The sequence below is a fragment of the Vibrio sp. A1-1 genome, from assembly GCF_021728175.1.
GTDB lineage: Bacteria > Pseudomonadota > Gammaproteobacteria > Enterobacterales > Vibrionaceae > Vibrio > Vibrio diabolicus.
Map to the genome: position 1 here is coordinate 26,999 of NZ_JAKKCL010000025.1, position 16,626 is coordinate 43,624.

Annotated in this window: 15 protein-coding genes and 2 pseudogenes; 3 read left to right on the forward strand and 14 right to left on the reverse strand. The window is 44.0% G+C overall.

Annotation, left to right across the window (positions count from 1 at the left end):
* The first annotated feature begins 361 nt into the window (after nt 1-361).
* Entirely contained in the window at nt 362-607 is a 246-nt protein-coding gene (locus L3V30_RS22655; RefSeq protein WP_005397186.1) for a YgjV family protein, read from the forward strand.
* Nucleotides 608-705: 98 nt separating this feature from the next.
* Here the strand turns inward: L3V30_RS22655 and L3V30_RS22660 are convergent, their stop codons facing one another.
* Both L3V30_RS22660 and L3V30_RS22665 read right to left on the reverse strand, forming a co-directional pair.
* The gene (locus L3V30_RS22660) at nt 706-987 is read right to left on the reverse strand and encodes a DUF2218 domain-containing protein (protein ID WP_225461038.1); all 282 of its coding nucleotides are present in this window, start codon (nt 985-987) and stop codon (nt 706-708) included.
* A 42-nt stretch (nt 988-1,029) separates the two neighbouring features.
* Nucleotides 1,030-3,036: pseudogene (locus L3V30_RS22665) on the reverse strand (TonB-dependent siderophore receptor).
* 116 nt (nt 3,037-3,152) lie between these two features.
* Between L3V30_RS22665 and L3V30_RS22670 the strand changes: the two are divergent.
* Both L3V30_RS22670 and cueR read left to right on the forward strand, forming a co-directional pair.
* Nucleotides 3,153-4,121, forward strand: coding sequence for an AraC family transcriptional regulator (locus L3V30_RS22670; protein WP_237309969.1), 969 nt, complete (start codon nt 3,153-3,155; stop codon nt 4,119-4,121).
* Between the two features lie 87 nt (nt 4,122-4,208).
* The gene (gene cueR / locus L3V30_RS22675; RefSeq protein WP_012842332.1) at nt 4,209-4,595 is read left to right on the forward strand and encodes a Cu(I)-responsive transcriptional regulator; all 387 of its coding nucleotides are present in this window, start codon (nt 4,209-4,211) and stop codon (nt 4,593-4,595) included.
* Nucleotides 4,596-4,649: 54 nt separating this feature from the next.
* Here the strand turns inward: cueR and vctC are convergent, their stop codons facing one another.
* The 12 genes and pseudogenes from vctC to rbsA form a co-directional block, all read right to left on the reverse strand.
* Nucleotides 4,650-5,405 (reverse strand): iron chelate ABC transporter ATP-binding protein VctC, encoded by a 756-nt coding sequence (gene vctC, locus L3V30_RS22680; RefSeq protein ID WP_005397181.1) that lies wholly within the window; start codon nt 5,403-5,405, stop codon nt 4,650-4,652.
* Between the two features lie 2 nt (nt 5,406-5,407).
* Nucleotides 5,408-6,358, reverse strand: coding sequence for an iron chelate uptake ABC transporter permease subunit VctG (gene vctG / locus L3V30_RS22685; RefSeq protein WP_012842333.1), 951 nt, complete (start codon nt 6,356-6,358; stop codon nt 5,408-5,410).
* Complete coding sequence (gene vctD / locus L3V30_RS22690) at nt 6,351-7,286, reverse strand: iron chelate uptake ABC transporter permease subunit VctD (RefSeq protein WP_104972467.1); 936 nt, start codon at nt 7,284-7,286, stop codon at nt 6,351-6,353. Before vctD ends, vctG begins: the two co-directional genes overlap by 8 nt.
* A 22-nt stretch (nt 7,287-7,308) precedes the next feature.
* A complete protein-coding gene (locus tag L3V30_RS22695) occupies nt 7,309-8,217 on the reverse strand; it encodes a siderophore ABC transporter substrate-binding protein (RefSeq protein WP_005397174.1) in 909 nt (302 codons plus the stop codon).
* Between the two features lie 163 nt (nt 8,218-8,380).
* Nucleotides 8,381-9,061: a Crp/Fnr family transcriptional regulator gene (locus tag L3V30_RS22700; RefSeq protein ID WP_006741007.1), complete on the reverse strand. Its 681-nt coding sequence runs from the start codon at nt 9,059-9,061 to the stop codon at nt 8,381-8,383.
* 132 nt (nt 9,062-9,193) lie between these two features.
* The gene (locus tag L3V30_RS22705) at nt 9,194-9,925 is read right to left on the reverse strand and encodes a nucleoside phosphorylase (RefSeq protein ID WP_237309970.1); all 732 of its coding nucleotides are present in this window, start codon (nt 9,923-9,925) and stop codon (nt 9,194-9,196) included.
* 10 nt (nt 9,926-9,935) lie between these two features.
* A complete protein-coding gene (pnuC, locus tag L3V30_RS22710) occupies nt 9,936-10,667 on the reverse strand; it encodes a nicotinamide riboside transporter PnuC (RefSeq protein WP_005397168.1) in 732 nt (243 codons plus the stop codon).
* A 500-nt stretch (nt 10,668-11,167) separates the two neighbouring features.
* Entirely contained in the window at nt 11,168-12,190 is a 1,023-nt protein-coding gene (locus L3V30_RS22715) for a substrate-binding domain-containing protein (protein WP_161442513.1), read from the reverse strand.
* Between the two features lie 33 nt (nt 12,191-12,223).
* Nucleotides 12,224-13,141 (reverse strand): ribokinase, encoded by a 918-nt coding sequence (gene rbsK / locus L3V30_RS22720; protein ID WP_005397162.1) that lies wholly within the window; start codon nt 13,139-13,141, stop codon nt 12,224-12,226.
* 225 nt (nt 13,142-13,366) lie between these two features.
* The gene (gene rbsB / locus L3V30_RS22725) at nt 13,367-14,245 is read right to left on the reverse strand and encodes a ribose ABC transporter substrate-binding protein RbsB (RefSeq protein ID WP_237309971.1); all 879 of its coding nucleotides are present in this window, start codon (nt 14,243-14,245) and stop codon (nt 13,367-13,369) included.
* Nucleotides 14,246-14,322: 77 nt separating this feature from the next.
* A complete protein-coding gene (gene rbsC, locus L3V30_RS22730) occupies nt 14,323-15,306 on the reverse strand; it encodes a ribose ABC transporter permease (protein WP_237309972.1) in 984 nt (327 codons plus the stop codon).
* Nucleotides 15,303-16,502 (reverse strand): annotated as a pseudogene (gene rbsA / locus L3V30_RS22735) (ribose ABC transporter ATP-binding protein RbsA); the annotation flags it as partial. The gene rbsC and the pseudogene rbsA, both read right to left, overlap by 4 nt.
* Nucleotides 16,503-16,626: the final 124 nt, after the last annotated feature.

Sequence of the window (16,626 nt, forward strand, 5' to 3'; positions counted from 1 at the left end):
ACAGTAAAAAAAATACGAGCAAGCTAATAAGAAAATACATAAACATCACACTTGAAAATAATTATCATTTTCAATCATATGTAAATATTCCCCCACTTTCAATGATGTGAGAGCTATTAATACCATCGTTATTATCAATCAACACAATAAGTAAAATTATCAGTAATTCCCGTCCTAAACGTTTGCGTAATCGCTAACCTTCTCTTAACCTTGATTTGAGGCTTTTATCACGGTTTTTCCATTGATATAGTGCGTCCATACAACAAAAAAAGACCATTCGAGGCATGGAGCTTCCTCATTAATCTCAAGATGAGAAGAATTGGTACCGACAAAATTCGGCAGATTTTAAGAGGGTCAAAAAATGGACATGAATATGGTTGAGATTTTAGGTTATGCAGCTTCAATCATGGTCGCAATTTCGCTAACTATGAAAGATATTGTTAAGCTTCGTATCCTTAACTTTATTGGTTGTGCGCTATTTACTGCTTACGGACTAATGATTGATTCTTGGCCTGTAGTATTAACTAACGGCTTTATTGCTTGCGTTAATATCTACTTCCTAGCAAAAATGCAACAGGAAAAAAAAAGCCTAGAATCTAGAGCCTAAAAAGCAATAGCATTCGAACAATAAAAGCCCGCGAATGATAAGATCACGGGCTTTTTGCTTTTAATGCGCTCTCATTTTCTGCACATTCATCAATAGCTCTAGCGAACCCAGTTAAGTGCTAATGTTTCTCTACGAGAGAACATGTCTACATGCGATGAGATTATCGCCTTCACTGTGCTCAATCTCTCTTCGGAATCCGCCTCACAAATAATGGTCAAGCTAGACTCGCAAAGAGCAAACTCCGCTTTTCCCGTCGGAAATGTCACCAAACCGCGGTTTTCATTCCAAGTAGCAGGAACCTTTCGTCCAAAATGTCGACAAAGTGTCACTAAATATTTGTCAGCGTATTCGCTATCTATTCGGGTGCTTTCTTTAATCATGAATTTACTCGTGTTTTGAAGCGCCCCCTCTCGGGAGCCCTATTAGAATTGATAAGCAGCAGAAAGTTTGAAGTTGCGACCCGGCTCGTAGTCATCAAGCGTGAAGCCACGTGCCGTACCCGAACGAGACGCATGAGAGCTGTACAACTCGTCAAATACATTATCAATACCAAAGGTCACCGACAGTCCATCAATATCAGACGGCACCCATTGAGCATATAGATTATGTACATCATAACTTGCTTTCTTTGGCTGACCATCAAAGACGTTGTCTTCCTCTAGAACAAACATTCAGTTCCACCCGAAGATCGTTTCTAAAGCGTCTGACTGGTAATCCAAAGTTAGAGCAATACTATCACCCATATCAATGCTACGCCCATTACCCCCAGCAACAGGGCCACCAGTATTCTTGTTTTTGGTGTCCGACTTAGAGTAAGAAAGTTTGCTGTTAAACTTGTCGTAGCCATAAGAAGCACTTGCCTCAAAGCCTTTAATCTCGACATCACCTAAGTTGTAAATCAGGTAAGTTTGAGTCGCGTTTTGGTACTGGTCTGCAATGTAATCATCAATTTCCGTTTGGAATGCCGTAATATTCGCTCCAAAGAAATGCTTATCAAAGGTTTTATCAAAACGGACACCACCCTGTGTGTTCAACCCCGTTTCTGGCTTTAGTCCATCCTCTAAAAATGCAACGTCTTGGTAAGCAATAAAGGTTTCCATCAGCTCAGGGCCTTTGAATAGAGAGCGTGCGCTCGCAAACAACGTCCAATCCTGAGTGACTGCCCATTCTGCTGCTAGGGCCCAGGTCACATCATCATAGTTACTCGTCCCCGTTTCAGCTTCACGTTTGTAATCATCAAAACGCATACCTGCGGTAACAAAGAAAGCATCAGAGAAGAAGAACTGGTCTTCTACAAACAATGCGGTTGAAATGGCCGATTCATCCATGAACTTACGACTACCGTAGTAACTTGAAGATGTCTTATCCATGTAGTCGAAACCATAGGTGATTCGATTATCAAACTCACCTAACATAACATCCGACTGGAACTTACCATTCAAACCAAAGTTTTGGTTTTTAGCGGTGTTCTTCGATAAACGGTTCGAAGGCCAGCGAGGAGCCATAACGCTCTCATCCCGTTTAATTTCTGTCTCGGTATTATAGAGCGTGACGTTTCCTTGATGTTGTTCGCCTCGCAGCTCGTAACTCAAGGTAACGGTATCTCGGTCATAATCCGTAGGAATAAGTAACGTGCTCGATAAGCCATTGTTCGCACTACCCGACATATCAGGACGCGGACTGTAATCACCGCTGTCTCGGTACATGTCATAAGAGAGCTCAAAACGATGGATGTCCTTTAGTTCATACCCCAACTTAGCCAGAATGTTATAAACATCGCCCGCAGCGCCATAGGTTTTGTTGCCGTCACCATCTTCAAAATCATCGCGCGTAACGTAATGGCCATAAACCATCGCATCAATGTTTTCGGACAAAAGCCCGTACAGTGTCAACGAGCCTTGTTGGTTGTCGTTGGATGCATAACCGCCATAAACACGAGCGCCAAACGTTTCATCGTAACGAAGTAAATCGCGAGCGTCTTTCGTTTCAAAATAAACCGAGCCGCCTAAGCCATTTTGAGTCACAGAGTTATTACCTACCTGGATATCGGCAGATTTGAGAATGTCAGGGTTTAGCGTCAAGTTACCAATGTGATGGAACATGCTCGCATGCTGAGAAGCACCATCAAGACGAATGTCCAAATCGGTTTCGCTCAAACCACGAATGGTAATACGTTGATTCACAGAGTGTGTTCCACCAACATCCACACCGGGAATATCGCGCAGTAAATCAGACATATGATCCGCTTGCTTCAGTGACATGTCTTCCGCAAACATCGACTCAGTATTGCTAGAAACTTTTGTTCCCCATACAACGACTTCTTCAAAATGTGACTCGGTATCTTGAGCTAAAACAGGGTTTGATAGCGCCATTCCCACTGCAAGGCAAAGGCTTGAAAGCTTGATAGATGAACAAGCAGGGCTTTCCATAACTTCATTCCTAAATATTAATGATAATAATTCTCAGGTATAATAAGCATGAGTTTTATAAATACAAAGGCGATTTGATTATGCGAAATCGCACAAGTGTTATGAGGAAGTGTCAAATGCAGGAAGTCACACCAAAACGAACTAGAATTGCCAAGATCGCTTTAACCCAAAAACTGGAAGCCACAGAAAAACAGTGGATCGTCACTCAAGGTCAACCTTGTCAAACTCAACTGGCAGAAGGCAAATTCCTATCATATCAGTACAATGATCAAATCTTTGTTCATGGTGGACGTTGCCTAGAGCTTGTTGATTCACATATTGTTTCTACTGCCCACGCCTCACTGTTGGTCACTATTCTTTTAGAAGGTAAGCTCTCGTTTGGCTATGACGATTTGCAATTTGATTTAGACGCAGGCGACGGCCCTAAAGGTGTCGTGGTGAACCTACTCAAACCTGCAAACTTTCGTCGCTCACTGCTCAAAGATAACCTCATTAATAAGATCAACATATTGGTTAAGCCCCAGTGGCTAGAGGCTCGCCTTGACCAAACCTGTCGTCATTGGTCCTTTTTTAACTCTCATCAGGCGTTTCATCCTCTAGAGCTTAACCAGGCGTTATGCGAACTGGCTGAAACGCTGACAAGCCGAGAAACACCACAAGAATTCCAAGATAAGTTGGAAGTTGAAAGCTTGATCTATCAAATTTTGCATCAAGCGACTGAGCAAATCCCCAAAAACTTCAGTGCTAATAGAAATAACCATGAACGGCACACAGATGGTCGAATAGAGGATATTGTTAGCTATATAGAAACTCACCTTGAGCAAGAACTAGGCTTAGAAAAGTTGGCAAGCGTGTTTTCAATGAGCGTTTCAAACCTGCAGCGCCGATTTAAACAATCACTGAATATGACCGTAAATGGTTATATTCGCTTTCGTCGCCTTGAGATTGCGAGGCAACACTTGGAACGTGGCCTAGTGACGATCACGGAAGCGGCTTATGAAGCCGGATACCACCACCCTTCCAACTTCACCTGCGCTTTCAAAAAGGTATTTGGTGTACCACCGCATGAAGTGATAAAAGAGTAAAGAGGCCCCAGGTAACTGACTGTTATTTAGGAGTGTCTTATCCACAACATCGGTATATACTCGCCTTAAACGTTATGGAGGTTGAACATGAATATTGGTGCTGTCGCAAAGCTTACTGGGCTTTCATCTAAGTCGATTCGATTGTATGAAGACAAAGGGATCATATCTCCACCAGCGCGCAGCGACTCTGGCTATCGCGAATATTCAGATAATCATATTCAAGAGCTTAACTTAGTATCACGCGCAAAAAACGCTGGCTTTTCACTGCAAGAATGCAAAGAGTTTGTGCAGCTTGCCCATAATCCCAACCGAAAAAGCAGCGAAGTAAAAGCAAGAACCATGGATAAGCTGAGAGAGGTTGAAGAAAAAATCGCGCACCTTATGGAGATCAAAACGCAACTTGAAGGTTGGGTTTCTTCTTGTCCGGGAGACGCTGAAAGCCGATGCCCAATCATAGACGAGCTCACCAAGTAAACTCGCCTATCTATCCTCATTGAAGAATCGCTTTCATTAAGCACTGAGGTTGGATTAGTGGTAAGTACACATGCGCTTGCCGTTTAATTCGATAATATTAAACGGCGTTTCGTAGATATCCTCTAGCGTAGACGCCTGAATCACCTCTTCCACCGCACCACTTGCCACAACTTTGCCTTGCTTAAGCGCCAATATGACATCCGAGTAGCACGCTGCGAAATTAATATCATGAATTACCACCACCATGGCTTTGTTCATGTCATGAGCTAACCGCTGCACGACTTTCATGATCTGAAGAGAGTGTTTGATATCTAGATTGTTAAGTGGTTCATCAAGAAAAACGTAGTCTGTATCTTGTGCAATCACCATGGCAATAAACGCAAGCTGTCGCTGACCACCACTTAACTCATCCAAATATTTGTCTTGGATACCTTGTAAATCTAGGTAGTCGATCGCTTGTTCAATCACCGCATGATCTTCTTTGGTCAGATTTCCTTTGGAGTATGGGAAACGGCCAAAAGAGACCAACTCCTTCACGGTAAATCGCATGGTAATAGAGTTGGCTTGACGAAGTACCGCCAGCTTTTTCGCTAACTCTTTAGTGTCCCATTCCGCAATTTCCTTACAATCAATGATAACACTACCACCATCCCGCTCCGTTAAGCGCGAAGCCATAGATAACAGCGTGCTCTTTCCCGCGCCATTCGGGCCAATAATGGACGTCACTTTGCCCTTTTCAAACTGAGTATTGGCCTCATCAACCACTTTATTTGAACCGAAGGCCTTCGTTAATTTGTCTATCACTATCATATTTATACAACTTTGTTTTTCAGTAGTAGGTATAAGAAATACGCACCACCAATAAAGTTAATAACGACACTCAACGTCGTCTCAAAACTGAACACGTTCTCGATAATCCATTGCCCAGCCAGTAACGAGCTGATGGAGAGAAACGAACAACCAACCAATAGCGTTTTGTGTTGGTAACTTCGGAACATTTCTCGGCTTAAGTTGGTCACCAGCAAACCAAAGAACATGATTGGTCCCACTAGAGCCGTAGAAATAGCAATCAGAACCGCCGAGATAATGAATACATTTCGCGTCACCTTAGGTACGTCGACGCCCAAACTTTTCGCATTGTCTTGGTCGAGCCAAAACACATCTAAAGTGCGATGCATACTAAATAGCAACCAACATGCAAACATCAAAGCTGGTGCACTAAAGTAAACCAAATTCACTTTGACATTATTAAAGCTGGCGTAAAGTTTCGATTGAACGATTGCAAACGTATTTGGGTCCATCAGCAAAGAGAAAAATGACGCCGCATTGGAAAATAGCTGACCAAAGATCAAGCCGACCAATAGCAACGTAATCAAGTTCTTGCTTCCTTTAGAAAAGTAAAAACCAAACAACAATAACGAAAACGACACCATTACAATTACGGCAATCGTGAAATTGACGTACAAGTTAAGAACTAAAGTACTCAAACCACCAAAAATCAGCACGATCAAAATTTGCGTCAACACATACAACGCATCAAACCCCATGATACTTGGCGTTAAAATTCGGTTGTGCGTAATGGTTTGAAATACAAGTGAAGACTGAGCAATAGCCACACCCGCTAGCACTATCGCCAATACTTTAGGAACTCTACGAGATAAAAAATACTGGTAGTTGTCAGCCGTTAGCCCAATACCAATAAACAAACATGCGAAAAGTACCGCAATGCCGCCTAACAGTAGGATTTTCGTTGAATCACGCATGTTGTTTACCTCGCAACAACATCGCGATGAATACCACGCCACCCAATATGCTGATCACGATAGAGATTGGCATTTCATGAGGGAAGATAATCAAACGACTCACCAAGTCGCAACACAACACTAAAGTCGCCCCATACATGGCCGTAAGCGGAATGTTCTTTTTGAGGTTATCACCATAAAAGTGACTAACGAGGTTCGGCACAATCAGACCAAGGAATGGCAGCTGCCCCACAATCATCACGACACTTGCCGACATGATGGACACCAATAGAACGCCAATCGTGACAACCTGCTGATAATTTAACCCCAAGTTAACCGCGAAATCTTTTCCGATACCCACGGCTGAAATCCGTGCGGCAAAAAGATAGCTGAGAATAGCCATTGGTACCGCGATGTACAGTAGTTCAAAATCACCACGCAAGATGTTGGCGAAGTTTGCGACTGTCCAAGCATTCAGACTTTGTAACGCATCGTATTTGTAAGCAATAAATGTAGTCATGGATTGGATGACATTGCCGAAAATAATTCCGACAAGTGGCACAAAGACCACACTCTTAAATTGAATGCGTTGAATAAAGAAAATAAATGCTAGCGTCCCGAACACCGAGATACCAAAGACAAGCCATAGGTGATTGTCGTTGCCAAAGAAAACCACGCTCAGTACGTAGCCCAGCATGGCACATTCGATCGTACCGGTTGTAGAAGGTGCCGCGAATCGGTTCTGGCTGATTTGCTGCATAACAAGGCCTGCAATACTTAAGCCTGCACCAGCAAGCAGTATGGCGAACAAACGTGGTATACGGCTGGTAAAGAAAAGCTCTAACGCTTTCTCATCACCCGAAAATAACTGTTGGGGCGTCATGTTTGCCACCCCAACAAACAGCGAAACCGTGCTTAAAACCACAAGGGTTAGCAATAACTTTTTCAAAGTTAACCTCTGCTATCTTGGATTACAGTTCAACGGTTTGCTTGATCTCACTGACCATTTTTTCTGTTGCAGTCACACCAGACATCGACAAGTACCACGCGTCCACATCTAAATAAGTGATTTTGTGATTCTTATATGCGGCGGTTGCTTTGACTAAGTCGTTATCCATGGACTTACGAATATCGTTATCTGGCGTGCCTTTTAGCGAATTGCGGTCAACTACGAGTATATTTTTTGGGTTAGCTTCACGAATAAATTCATAAGAAATAACATCTCCGTGAGTGCCTGTTTTCACGTGTTCAACCGTTTCCAAGAAACCGAAATCGTTATAAATCACACCAAATCGTGATTGAGCACCAAACGCACTGATGTTGTCACCCATGCTTAAAATCGTTAACGCATCATTGTTATTTGATTGGTTGTAGTCACGGATTGCTTTGAATTGAGCATCTAGCGCTTCAATTTTCTGCTCTACTTTTTCTTCGATATTGAAGATTTTACCAATATTGCGCCACTGTGCTTGCGTACCTTCCCAGTAACCTTGATTCTCTTTCGCAGCAAAAACGACCGTAGGAGCAATTTCACTCAGCTCTTCATATTTCGCAGACGCTCGCGGACCAACCAATATCAAATCCGGTTTTTGCATGTAAATGGTTTCAAAGTCAGGTTCAAACAAACTACCCGCAGAGGTGTAGTTATCTTTGCTGTATTTTGAAAGGTAGCTAGGCAGATTAGAAGAGTTAGAGACTGCAACAGGATCGATACCAAAGTTGTCCAGCGCATCTAGCGGACCAAAGCCAATCACAACCACACGTTCTGGTGATTGCTCTAGCTCGGTTTGACCCATGTAATGGTCAATCACAACCTTAGCAGCGAAAGAAGGAGAAACAGTAAATAGCGACAGCATAGCCGCACCGACGAATTTTTTCATTTTGTTAAGCCTTAATGAGATCTATTATCATGCGCGTTCGCAATATAACGTTACTCTTTACTGCATTCAACAAAATTTAAGGTACTTTACATTAGTTACGCTTATTCGAGCTCCAACTATATCAAAGACTTATAAAAACCATTCATTGCAATATCTAGGTGTATCATTCATGCGCTTCGATAAATGCTTTGAGTGCAAGCTCATCAATAATCTCCAACCCGTTTTCCGTTTTTGCAATCAATCCCTTTTCAATCAAATCTTTAACTGCACGTCGATAAACACGGCCAGAAGTACCAAATCGCTCAGCTTCTTGATTTACTTTGTCAAAGCCACCGAGCAATGTGTTGGTTTGATTACGGACGAAAAGATCATACGCAATATTATAAGTAATGGGATGCAATAACCGATTGGTATAGATATCCATAGAGTCTTGATAATCTTCGGCCAACGCTGAAGCAAAGAACACCATCATTTCTGGATGCTTTTGTAGCGCTTCAGTTAGTTTTTGGATGCAGATGACATCAACCTGCATGTGCTCATCTGCAATCACATTCCATTGGCAAGGAGTCTGAGTGAAGTACTCCATTTCACCATAGATATGGTAGTCGCAGTTTGCCTCTCCTAATTGAAAGCGTCGCCCATTCGCGGCCAATATGCTCATTGACACTCGACCTACTGGCACAACATATAAGTACTGAAGTTGCTCACCTTGACGGAGAATTTCTTCCCCAGCATCAAAGTAACGCGTACTAATTTGACACTGATAGATCATCTCACGAAAGGCAACGCTCTTTTTTTCAAGGTATGTTTTGAAGCGGCCAGTTGGATACGGGCTGATTTTCATTCTCTGCTCTCTCAGAAAAGTTACTGATAACTATCTCAGGTGGATTGTACCCCGTAACACCAAATAAAAAAGCGACAGTGGCCTGTCGCTTTACATTCATTGATTTATAAGAGTGACTGAAGTTCGTACGGACTAGCTCTGAGCAATCAACGCTTCTAGCGCCGTCGTTGCAGCAAGCTTCTCACCTTGCATCATTACTTTCGCTTCATCCACGTACTGGCCAACCCCTTCTTTCACATCTTGTTGATACAAAACGACGTTATTTAAGATCGAAGCCACATGAAGACCACGTAATCGGCCAACGGCAAACAAAGCTGAGGTTTCCATATCGGCACCTAAGACGCCCTTCTTGTTCCAGTATTGGCATATCGCATCTTCGTCATCGGTATAGAAACTGTCGTGAGAACGTACCACACCAAAATGATAACGCGCCTCTTGTACTGACAGGTAACGCTCAACTTCCTTTAATAAGGAAAAGCTTGCGTACGCCGGATAAGCCGAATCCACATACGCTTTGGAGCCGCCTTCATCTCTTACCGCTCCTTCGGCAATGATTAGCTCGCCAAGCTGAATGCCTGATTGCATCGCACCTGCCGATCCAACACGTACTACATGAGTGACACCGCACTGTTTTAGCTCTTCAACTGCGATGATCATCGATGGGGCGCCGATGCCTGTGCTGCATACTGAAACAGGCTGGTCCTTGTATTTGCCAGTAAAAACACGGTACTCGCGATTTTCCGAGATCATTTCTGCATCATCCAATAATGCGGCAATACGATTAGCTCGGTCTGGCTCACCACATACAATGACGAGAGGAGCGACTTGTGTTTCATCAACACCAATATGAGGTTGTTTCGCCATTATTCGTTCCTTAAGCTGCAGCTTGAGCTAAGGTTTTATCGCCATTGCGCTTGGCGCTACGGGCCCATTCACGCGTACCATTGGCAGCAATGAACATCAAAATCGCATACTGAACAGACATCGCATAAACACCCTGTGTCGCGTAGATGCCAACACTGATGATGTTAATCACAACCCAAAGAATCCAGTTTTCCACATATTTACGTGTCATCAGAATTTGTGCAACAACAGAAAGTACTGTCATGGTTGCATCCCAAAACGGGAACGCATCAGGTTCAAGTACCGGATCAGCCAAACCTGCACCAAAGAGATTCAAGCTATCAACAGCAATGTTTGCTAATGCAAAGAAAAAAGGGTCGATGTAGATGGTTAACAACGCGATAGACACAACGCTAATAGAAGCAGTGGCGATGAGTTTCTGTTTGTTTAACCAGCGTACTTCCAGCGTTTCACCTTCCGCGTTTGGACGAGTCCACGCATACCAACCGTAAATGTTCGCACAGAAGAAAAACAGTTGAAGAAGTAATAATCCGTATAACTGAATTTGGAAAAAGATAACGGCAAAAAGAGTGACATTCAGCAAACCGAATAAGTAGTTGATGGTTTTTTCTTGGCTAGCAAACCAAATGCAAAGCAATCCAAAAACCGTACCGAAAGCTTCGATCCAACTCATTGCGTAACCGCCGCCAATTGGAATGTTAACCAGGGTGTTGTTTATATCGAGTAAGGCAAGTAGGTCCATGTCGATGTCCTTTATGATTTTGTTTGGGAATATGCCTATATTAGGGCGTGACACCTAACAAAAAGGAGGACATTTGTCCCCCTCTTGATGCACTCGATCATAATTCAGTTCAATATTTGCTTGAAAGCAATAAATAACTCAATTGAACCGCTTGGAAATTAACACGCCTAAGAATCCAAACCTAAATAGCGCTTTTTGAATGCGGAAGCTGATGCAAATAAAGCTGACGCCAAAAGTGTAATAACAAACCCAATGGCGTACTCGAATGCTTCATTCACCAAGAGCTGATAACAGCTCACAAAAAAAATCAGTATGACCGCAATAACATTAACTCGGTGAAACCAAGGATGCTTTACGGAGAACTTAGCGTAACCTTTTGATAACATTTAACTAATCCGCCAGACAACAATTAATATTTTTATTTATAATCAATGGTGATAGTAAGGCTTTATAGTATAAAGAGAAACGACTTTTTTGATTTTTTAGCTCAACATCACAGGTCATCTAGTGCTGCTTGACTTTAATATCTTGACACTTTTTCGTTCAACTAAGGTAGGTTCTAATTGCACGACTTGCGCTTCTGTTGATTTATCATCCAATTTTCGGACAAGCGTTTCCACGGCAGCTTGCCCAAGACGGTATTTAGGCTGGTGAATTGTGGTGAGTGATGGCGACATGAACTTCGCGATATGTATGTCATCGTAACCGATGATTGAAATCTGTTCCGGGACTTTAATATTGAGCTCATTTGCGGCGTTAATCACACCCATCGCCATCATATCATTGGAAACGAAAATCGAGCTGGGTAAGATGCCTCGCTGCGCCATTTTCATAAATGCTTGATATCCGCCTTCACATTCGAAGTCCGATTCAATTATCCAGTTGGCATTAAATTCCAAGCCTGCTTCGTTCATCGCACGTTTGTAACCTTCGTATCGCATTTGCGCCTGGTGTTTAATCAAAGGACCAGTGATACATCCTATTTCTGTGTGGCCGCAATCAATCAGGTATTTCGCCGCTAGGTAACCGCCACGAAGCGAGTTATCTTGAATTTTGTCGCTCGTAAACAGCATTGGCCCCCAATCCATCACCACGACAGGGATATCAGGATAACGCTCAAATACATCGATACGCTCCCCTTCTAGCGAGGAGCACATCAAGATCAAACCATCGACACGCTTTTGCAAAAGCGTATTAATGGACTGGCGCATGCGTTCGTTGTCACCTTCGGTGTTACATAGAATGAGACTATAGCCTTTGTGATAGCAACTGCGTTCGACGCCTTTTACGACTTCGCCAAAGAATGGGTTGGTTGAAGTTGTCACTAGCATACCAATGGTTTTGGTACGATTGACTTTGAGGCTACGCGCCAAAGCTGATGGCGCATAGTAGTTGAGTTCTTTTGCGGCATTATTGACGCGTTCGGAGATCTCTTCACTCACAAAACGCGTCTTGTTAATAACATGGCTCACTGTTGAAGTGGAAACCCCTGCCAGTTTTGCGATGTCTTTCATCGTCGCCATGTTATTACTCCTAATTAATGAGGCGTTTAAGCCCTATTGTGCAGCGAGAAACGCGTCCACCTCTTCGCGAGTTGGGATCGACGTCTGCGCGCCAAAGCGGGTCACAGAAATTGCAGCCGCCGCATGTGCAAACTTAATTGCTGATTCTAAAGGTAAATCCTCTAACAGGCCAGTGACGAATGCCCCATTAAACGTATCCCCTGCTGCGGTGGTATCAGTCGCGTCAACACGGAACCCCGGGATGAGCTCACCTCTACCATTTTGACTTAACCAAACACCCTTCGCACCGAGAGTGATCATGACAATTTCGATACCTTTGCTATGAAGCACATTCGCCGCTTCTTGCGCGCTGTCATTATCCGTTACCGTTACCCCCGTCAGGACTTCAGCTTCGGTTTCATTTGGTGTAATGACATCAATACAAGCAAGCAGTTCGTCTGACAGTTCACGAGCAGGGGCAGGGTTTAAAATGACGTTAGTTTTTGCATCTTTCGCTACTCGCGCGGCTTTCTCAATGCCGCACATCGGCGTTTCCAATTGCATCAGCAGGTAATCCGCTTGGCGAATGCGATCTAAATCTGGCTCAATCGCTTCTGCTGTCAATTTGGCATTCGCTTCTGCTGAAATACAAATGCTGTTTTCACCACTATCCGACACTTGAATCATCGCAATGCCAGTTGGGCAGTTTGGTTGCATCTTCACACCAGTGATGTCGATGCCGTCCATATTGAAGTTTTCACGAATATTGATGCCGAACGAGTCATCGCCTACACAAGCAATAAAGCCAATATCAGCCTTGAGTCGAGCTGCGGCAACAGCTTGGTTGGCACCTTTGCCACCTGGGATAACTTGATAGTTGCGACCATGTAGCGTTTCGCCAGGGCGAGGGAAAGAAGGCACTTGAAGAACATGGTCAGCGTTTACACTACCTAACACCACTAACTTATTCATACGGTTATCCTCGGTTCTGAATGAACCCTTTTTTTGAAAAACTATTTTGGAAAATACATTAGATGACTTTAACTTCTCTTCTTAACGAAGGAGTCACGATAAAAAGCCAAAGGCATCTATACCCTGCATTTTTAAGTCACTTGGGTATGTTTGCCCTCTCCTCCTAAACGACAGATATAAACGGAGGAGAGAGCAAAAATTAGGACGCTTTATTGAACGTCAAACTTATTTAGTCACTACTTTTAGTGGTACCGGAATGTATGCTTCTACTTTTTCACCTCTCAAGACTTTGTCAGCCGTTTCAACACCCAAAGCACCGATAAGATCTGGTTGCTGTGCGATGGTTGCTGCTAGCTTGCCACGGTTAACTGCGGCAATGCCGTCTTCCGTGCCATCAAAACCAACGATAACGACGTCTTTGCCAGAAGCTTGAACGGCGCGAAGTGCACCTAGCGCCATTTCATCATTCTGTGCGAACACCGCTTGTACATCAGGGTTAGCCGCGAGTAGGTTTTCCATCACGTTTAGGCCTTTAGTACGGTCAAAGTCTGCTGGCTGGCTGGCAAGAAGATCCATATCGCTACCCTTCACGGCATTCATGAAACCTTCACCACGCTCGCGCGCCGCCGATGTGCCCGCAATACCTTCAAGCTGAATTACTTTTGCTTTTTCGCCAACTTTTTCCATGATGTAGTGGCCTGCCATTTCACCACCGATCACGTTGTCGGACGCGATGTGGCTCACGACTTCACCACGGCTTGCGCCACGGTCTAGTGTCAATACAGGGATCTTAGAACGGTTCGCCATACGAATCGCATTAGACACAGCATCAGAATCCGTTGGGTTGATAAGAATTGCTTTTACACCGCGAATACTTAAATCCTCGATGTTCGACAGTTCTTTGCTCGGGTCATTTTGCGAGTCCAATACAATTAAGTCGTACCCCAATTCTTTCGCTTTAGCTTCAGCACCGTCTTTCATCGTTACGAAGAACGGGTTGTTTAGCGTCGAAACCACAATCGCCATCGTATCTTGGGCTTGTGCCGCTACTGATACAGTGGAAGAAAGAAGTGCAGCAGAGATAAGAGTTGCAAGTTTTTTCATCGTTCTAGTCCTTTGTGTAGGGTGAGCCAGCACACGCCCACTGGCTCGGTTTGTATTCAGGATTTAATGGTTATGGATTATTTGTTTTTGTTGTCTACCAGTACTGCGAGCAAGATAACCACTGCTTTGGCAATCATTTGGTAGTATGAGGAAACGTCTAGTAGGTTAAGAGCGTTGTTTAAGAAACCGATGATCAGCGCACCAATTAGCGTACCCATGATGCGGCCTTTACCGCCCATCAAGCTGGTACCGCCAAGTACAACCGCAGCAATCGCATCTAACTCGTAACCCATACCCGCAGTTGGCTGAGCGGAAGACAGACGAGAAGTTACGATGATTCCTGCAAGCGCTGCCAGCATACCGCAGATGGCGTACACACCAATCTTCACTCGGTCTACATTGATACCAGATAGACGAGTCGCTGATTCGTTGCCACCTAGTGCATAAACGTAGCGACCAAAGCGAGTGTGGTTAAGTAGGTACCAAGCCGCAGCGAATACAACTACCATCAACCAAACAGGTACTGGAATACCTAGCGCGTAGCCGGTACCAAACCATGCAAACGCATCAGCTGTGTCAGTAAAACCTGTCGAGATTGGACGACCTTCGGTGTACACCATAGTCACACCGCGTAGTAACGTCATGGTAACCAGCGTAGCGATAAAGGCCTGTACTTTGCCCTTCGCAATGATGATGCCGCTAATTGCACCTAACGCTGCACCTGCGACTAAAGCGGTCGGAACCGCCACCAGCACCGGGACTTCAAGCGCAATCATGCTTGCCACAAAGGCACCACATAGCGCCAGTACGGAACCAACACTCAAGTCGATGCCTGCGGTTAAAATAACCAGTGTCATACCTACCGCGATAATGGCATTCACTGAGGTTTGACGAAGAATGTTGAGAATGTTGTCGACCGTAAAGAAGTTCGGGTTCAAAAATGACACAACAACAATCAAAAAAATCAGTGCTATCAGTGATTTTTGCTCAATCAACCACTCTTTTGTGAACAACTTCTTGTTGCTAGCTTCGGTTGGTTTGCTCATGGTATTAGTACTCATGCTGCTTCCTCATTGATCTTTTTGCCTACGGCACAGGCGAGTAATTTTTCTTGATCGGCGTCTTTCGCATCGAATTCGCCAGTAATACGACCTTCATGCATAACCAGAATGCGGTCACTCATACCAAGCACTTCTGGCATCTCGGAAGACACCAAGATGATGCTCATGCCTTCGGCTTTGAACTTGTTGATGAGTTGATAAATTTCTTTTTTCGCACCGACATCGACGCCACGTGTTGGCTCATCGAGAATCAGAACTTTAGGTTTTGTCATTAACCCTTTCGCGATCGCCACTTTTTGCTGGTTACCGCCGGATAAGTTACCAATGATTTGGTCGCGCGTAGGGGTTTTGATATTAAATAGCTTGATAAAATCTTCCACGGCAATCACTTCGTCGCTATGTTGGATTTGGAAGCCTTTAGTCAAATGATTGAGAGAACAAAGTGACATATTCTCCTTAACCGAGAGACCTAACACCAAGCCATCGCCTTTGCGATCTTCAGAGATATAAGCGATGCCATTTGCTAAGCCATCTTGTGGGCTAACCGGGTTAATGGTTTTGTTATCAAGGTTGATAACACCATGCTCACTTGGCAACGCGCCATAAATCACTTTCATCAGTTCGGTGCGGCCTGCCCCCATCAAACCAGAAATACCCAAAATTTCACCGCGTTTCAGCGTAAAGCTCACATCGTGAACGCCAGAGCCAGTCAGGCCAATCACTTCAAGGCAAGTTTCGCCATGTCGCACATCAATACGTGGGTATTGCTCTTCTAACTTACGACCAACCATCATTTCGATCAGGCCGTCTTCATCAGTGTCGGACACCTTGCACTCACCGATAAATTTACCGTCACGAAGCACCGTAATGTCGTCACAGATTTCAAAGATTTCTTTAAGACGGTGTGAGATGTAAACGATGCCGCAGCCCTGCTCTCGAAGCTCGTTGATCACTTTAAATAGTGACTCCGTCTCGGTATCAGTCAGCGCGTCAGTTGGCTCATCCATAATGATGACTTTCGATTCAAACGAAAGCGCTTTCGCGATCTCCACCATTTGCTGTTCACCTAGGCTCAAATCACCAAGCAACGTTTTCGATGAGTGCTTTACGTTAAGGCGTTGAAGCAACTTGTCTGCTTCTTCATACATCTTGCCCCACTGAATACGCCCCATCGTGCCGGTAAATTCACGACCTATACCCGTGATCATTGAAGATGCTTGATTTTTTTTAGAATCAGGATCATGCTACGAACCATGAAAATTACACTGACTCCTCAACAGAAACTGCAACTCGAACAAATGCACGATATTGAACGTGATA

Excerpts from the sequence above, each read along its gene's own strand:
- L3V30_RS22655 (WP_005397186.1), top strand. The coding sequence starts at position 362 with ATGGACATGAATATGGTTGAGATTTTAGGTTATGCAGCTTCAATCATG.
- L3V30_RS22660 (WP_225461038.1), bottom strand. The coding sequence starts at position 987 with ATGATTAAAGAAAGCACCCGAATAGATAGCGAATACGCTGACAAATAT.
- L3V30_RS22670 (WP_237309969.1), top strand. The coding sequence starts at position 3,153 with ATGCAGGAAGTCACACCAAAACGAACTAGAATTGCCAAGATCGCTTTA.
- cueR (WP_012842332.1), top strand. The coding sequence starts at position 4,209 with ATGAATATTGGTGCTGTCGCAAAGCTTACTGGGCTTTCATCTAAGTCG.
- vctC (WP_005397181.1), bottom strand. The coding sequence starts at position 5,405 with ATGATAGTGATAGACAAATTAACGAAGGCCTTCGGTTCAAATAAAGTG.
- vctG (WP_012842333.1), bottom strand. The coding sequence starts at position 6,358 with ATGCGTGATTCAACGAAAATCCTACTGTTAGGCGGCATTGCGGTACTT.
- L3V30_RS22695 (WP_005397174.1), bottom strand. The coding sequence starts at position 8,217 with ATGAAAAAATTCGTCGGTGCGGCTATGCTGTCGCTATTTACTGTTTCT.
- L3V30_RS22700 (WP_006741007.1), bottom strand. The coding sequence starts at position 9,061 with ATGAAAATCAGCCCGTATCCAACTGGCCGCTTCAAAACATACCTTGAA.
- L3V30_RS22705 (WP_237309970.1), bottom strand. The coding sequence starts at position 9,925 with ATGGCGAAACAACCTCATATTGGTGTTGATGAAACACAAGTCGCTCCT.
- pnuC (WP_005397168.1), bottom strand. The coding sequence starts at position 10,667 with ATGGACCTACTTGCCTTACTCGATATAAACAACACCCTGGTTAACATT.
- L3V30_RS22715 (WP_161442513.1), bottom strand. The coding sequence starts at position 12,190 with ATGGCGACGATGAAAGACATCGCAAAACTGGCAGGGGTTTCCACTTCA.
- rbsK (WP_005397162.1), bottom strand. The coding sequence starts at position 13,141 with ATGAATAAGTTAGTGGTGTTAGGTAGTGTAAACGCTGACCATGTTCTT.
- rbsB (WP_237309971.1), bottom strand. The coding sequence starts at position 14,245 with ATGAAAAAACTTGCAACTCTTATCTCTGCTGCACTTCTTTCTTCCACT.
- rbsC (WP_237309972.1), bottom strand. The coding sequence starts at position 15,306 with ATGAGTACTAATACCATGAGCAAACCAACCGAAGCTAGCAACAAGAAG.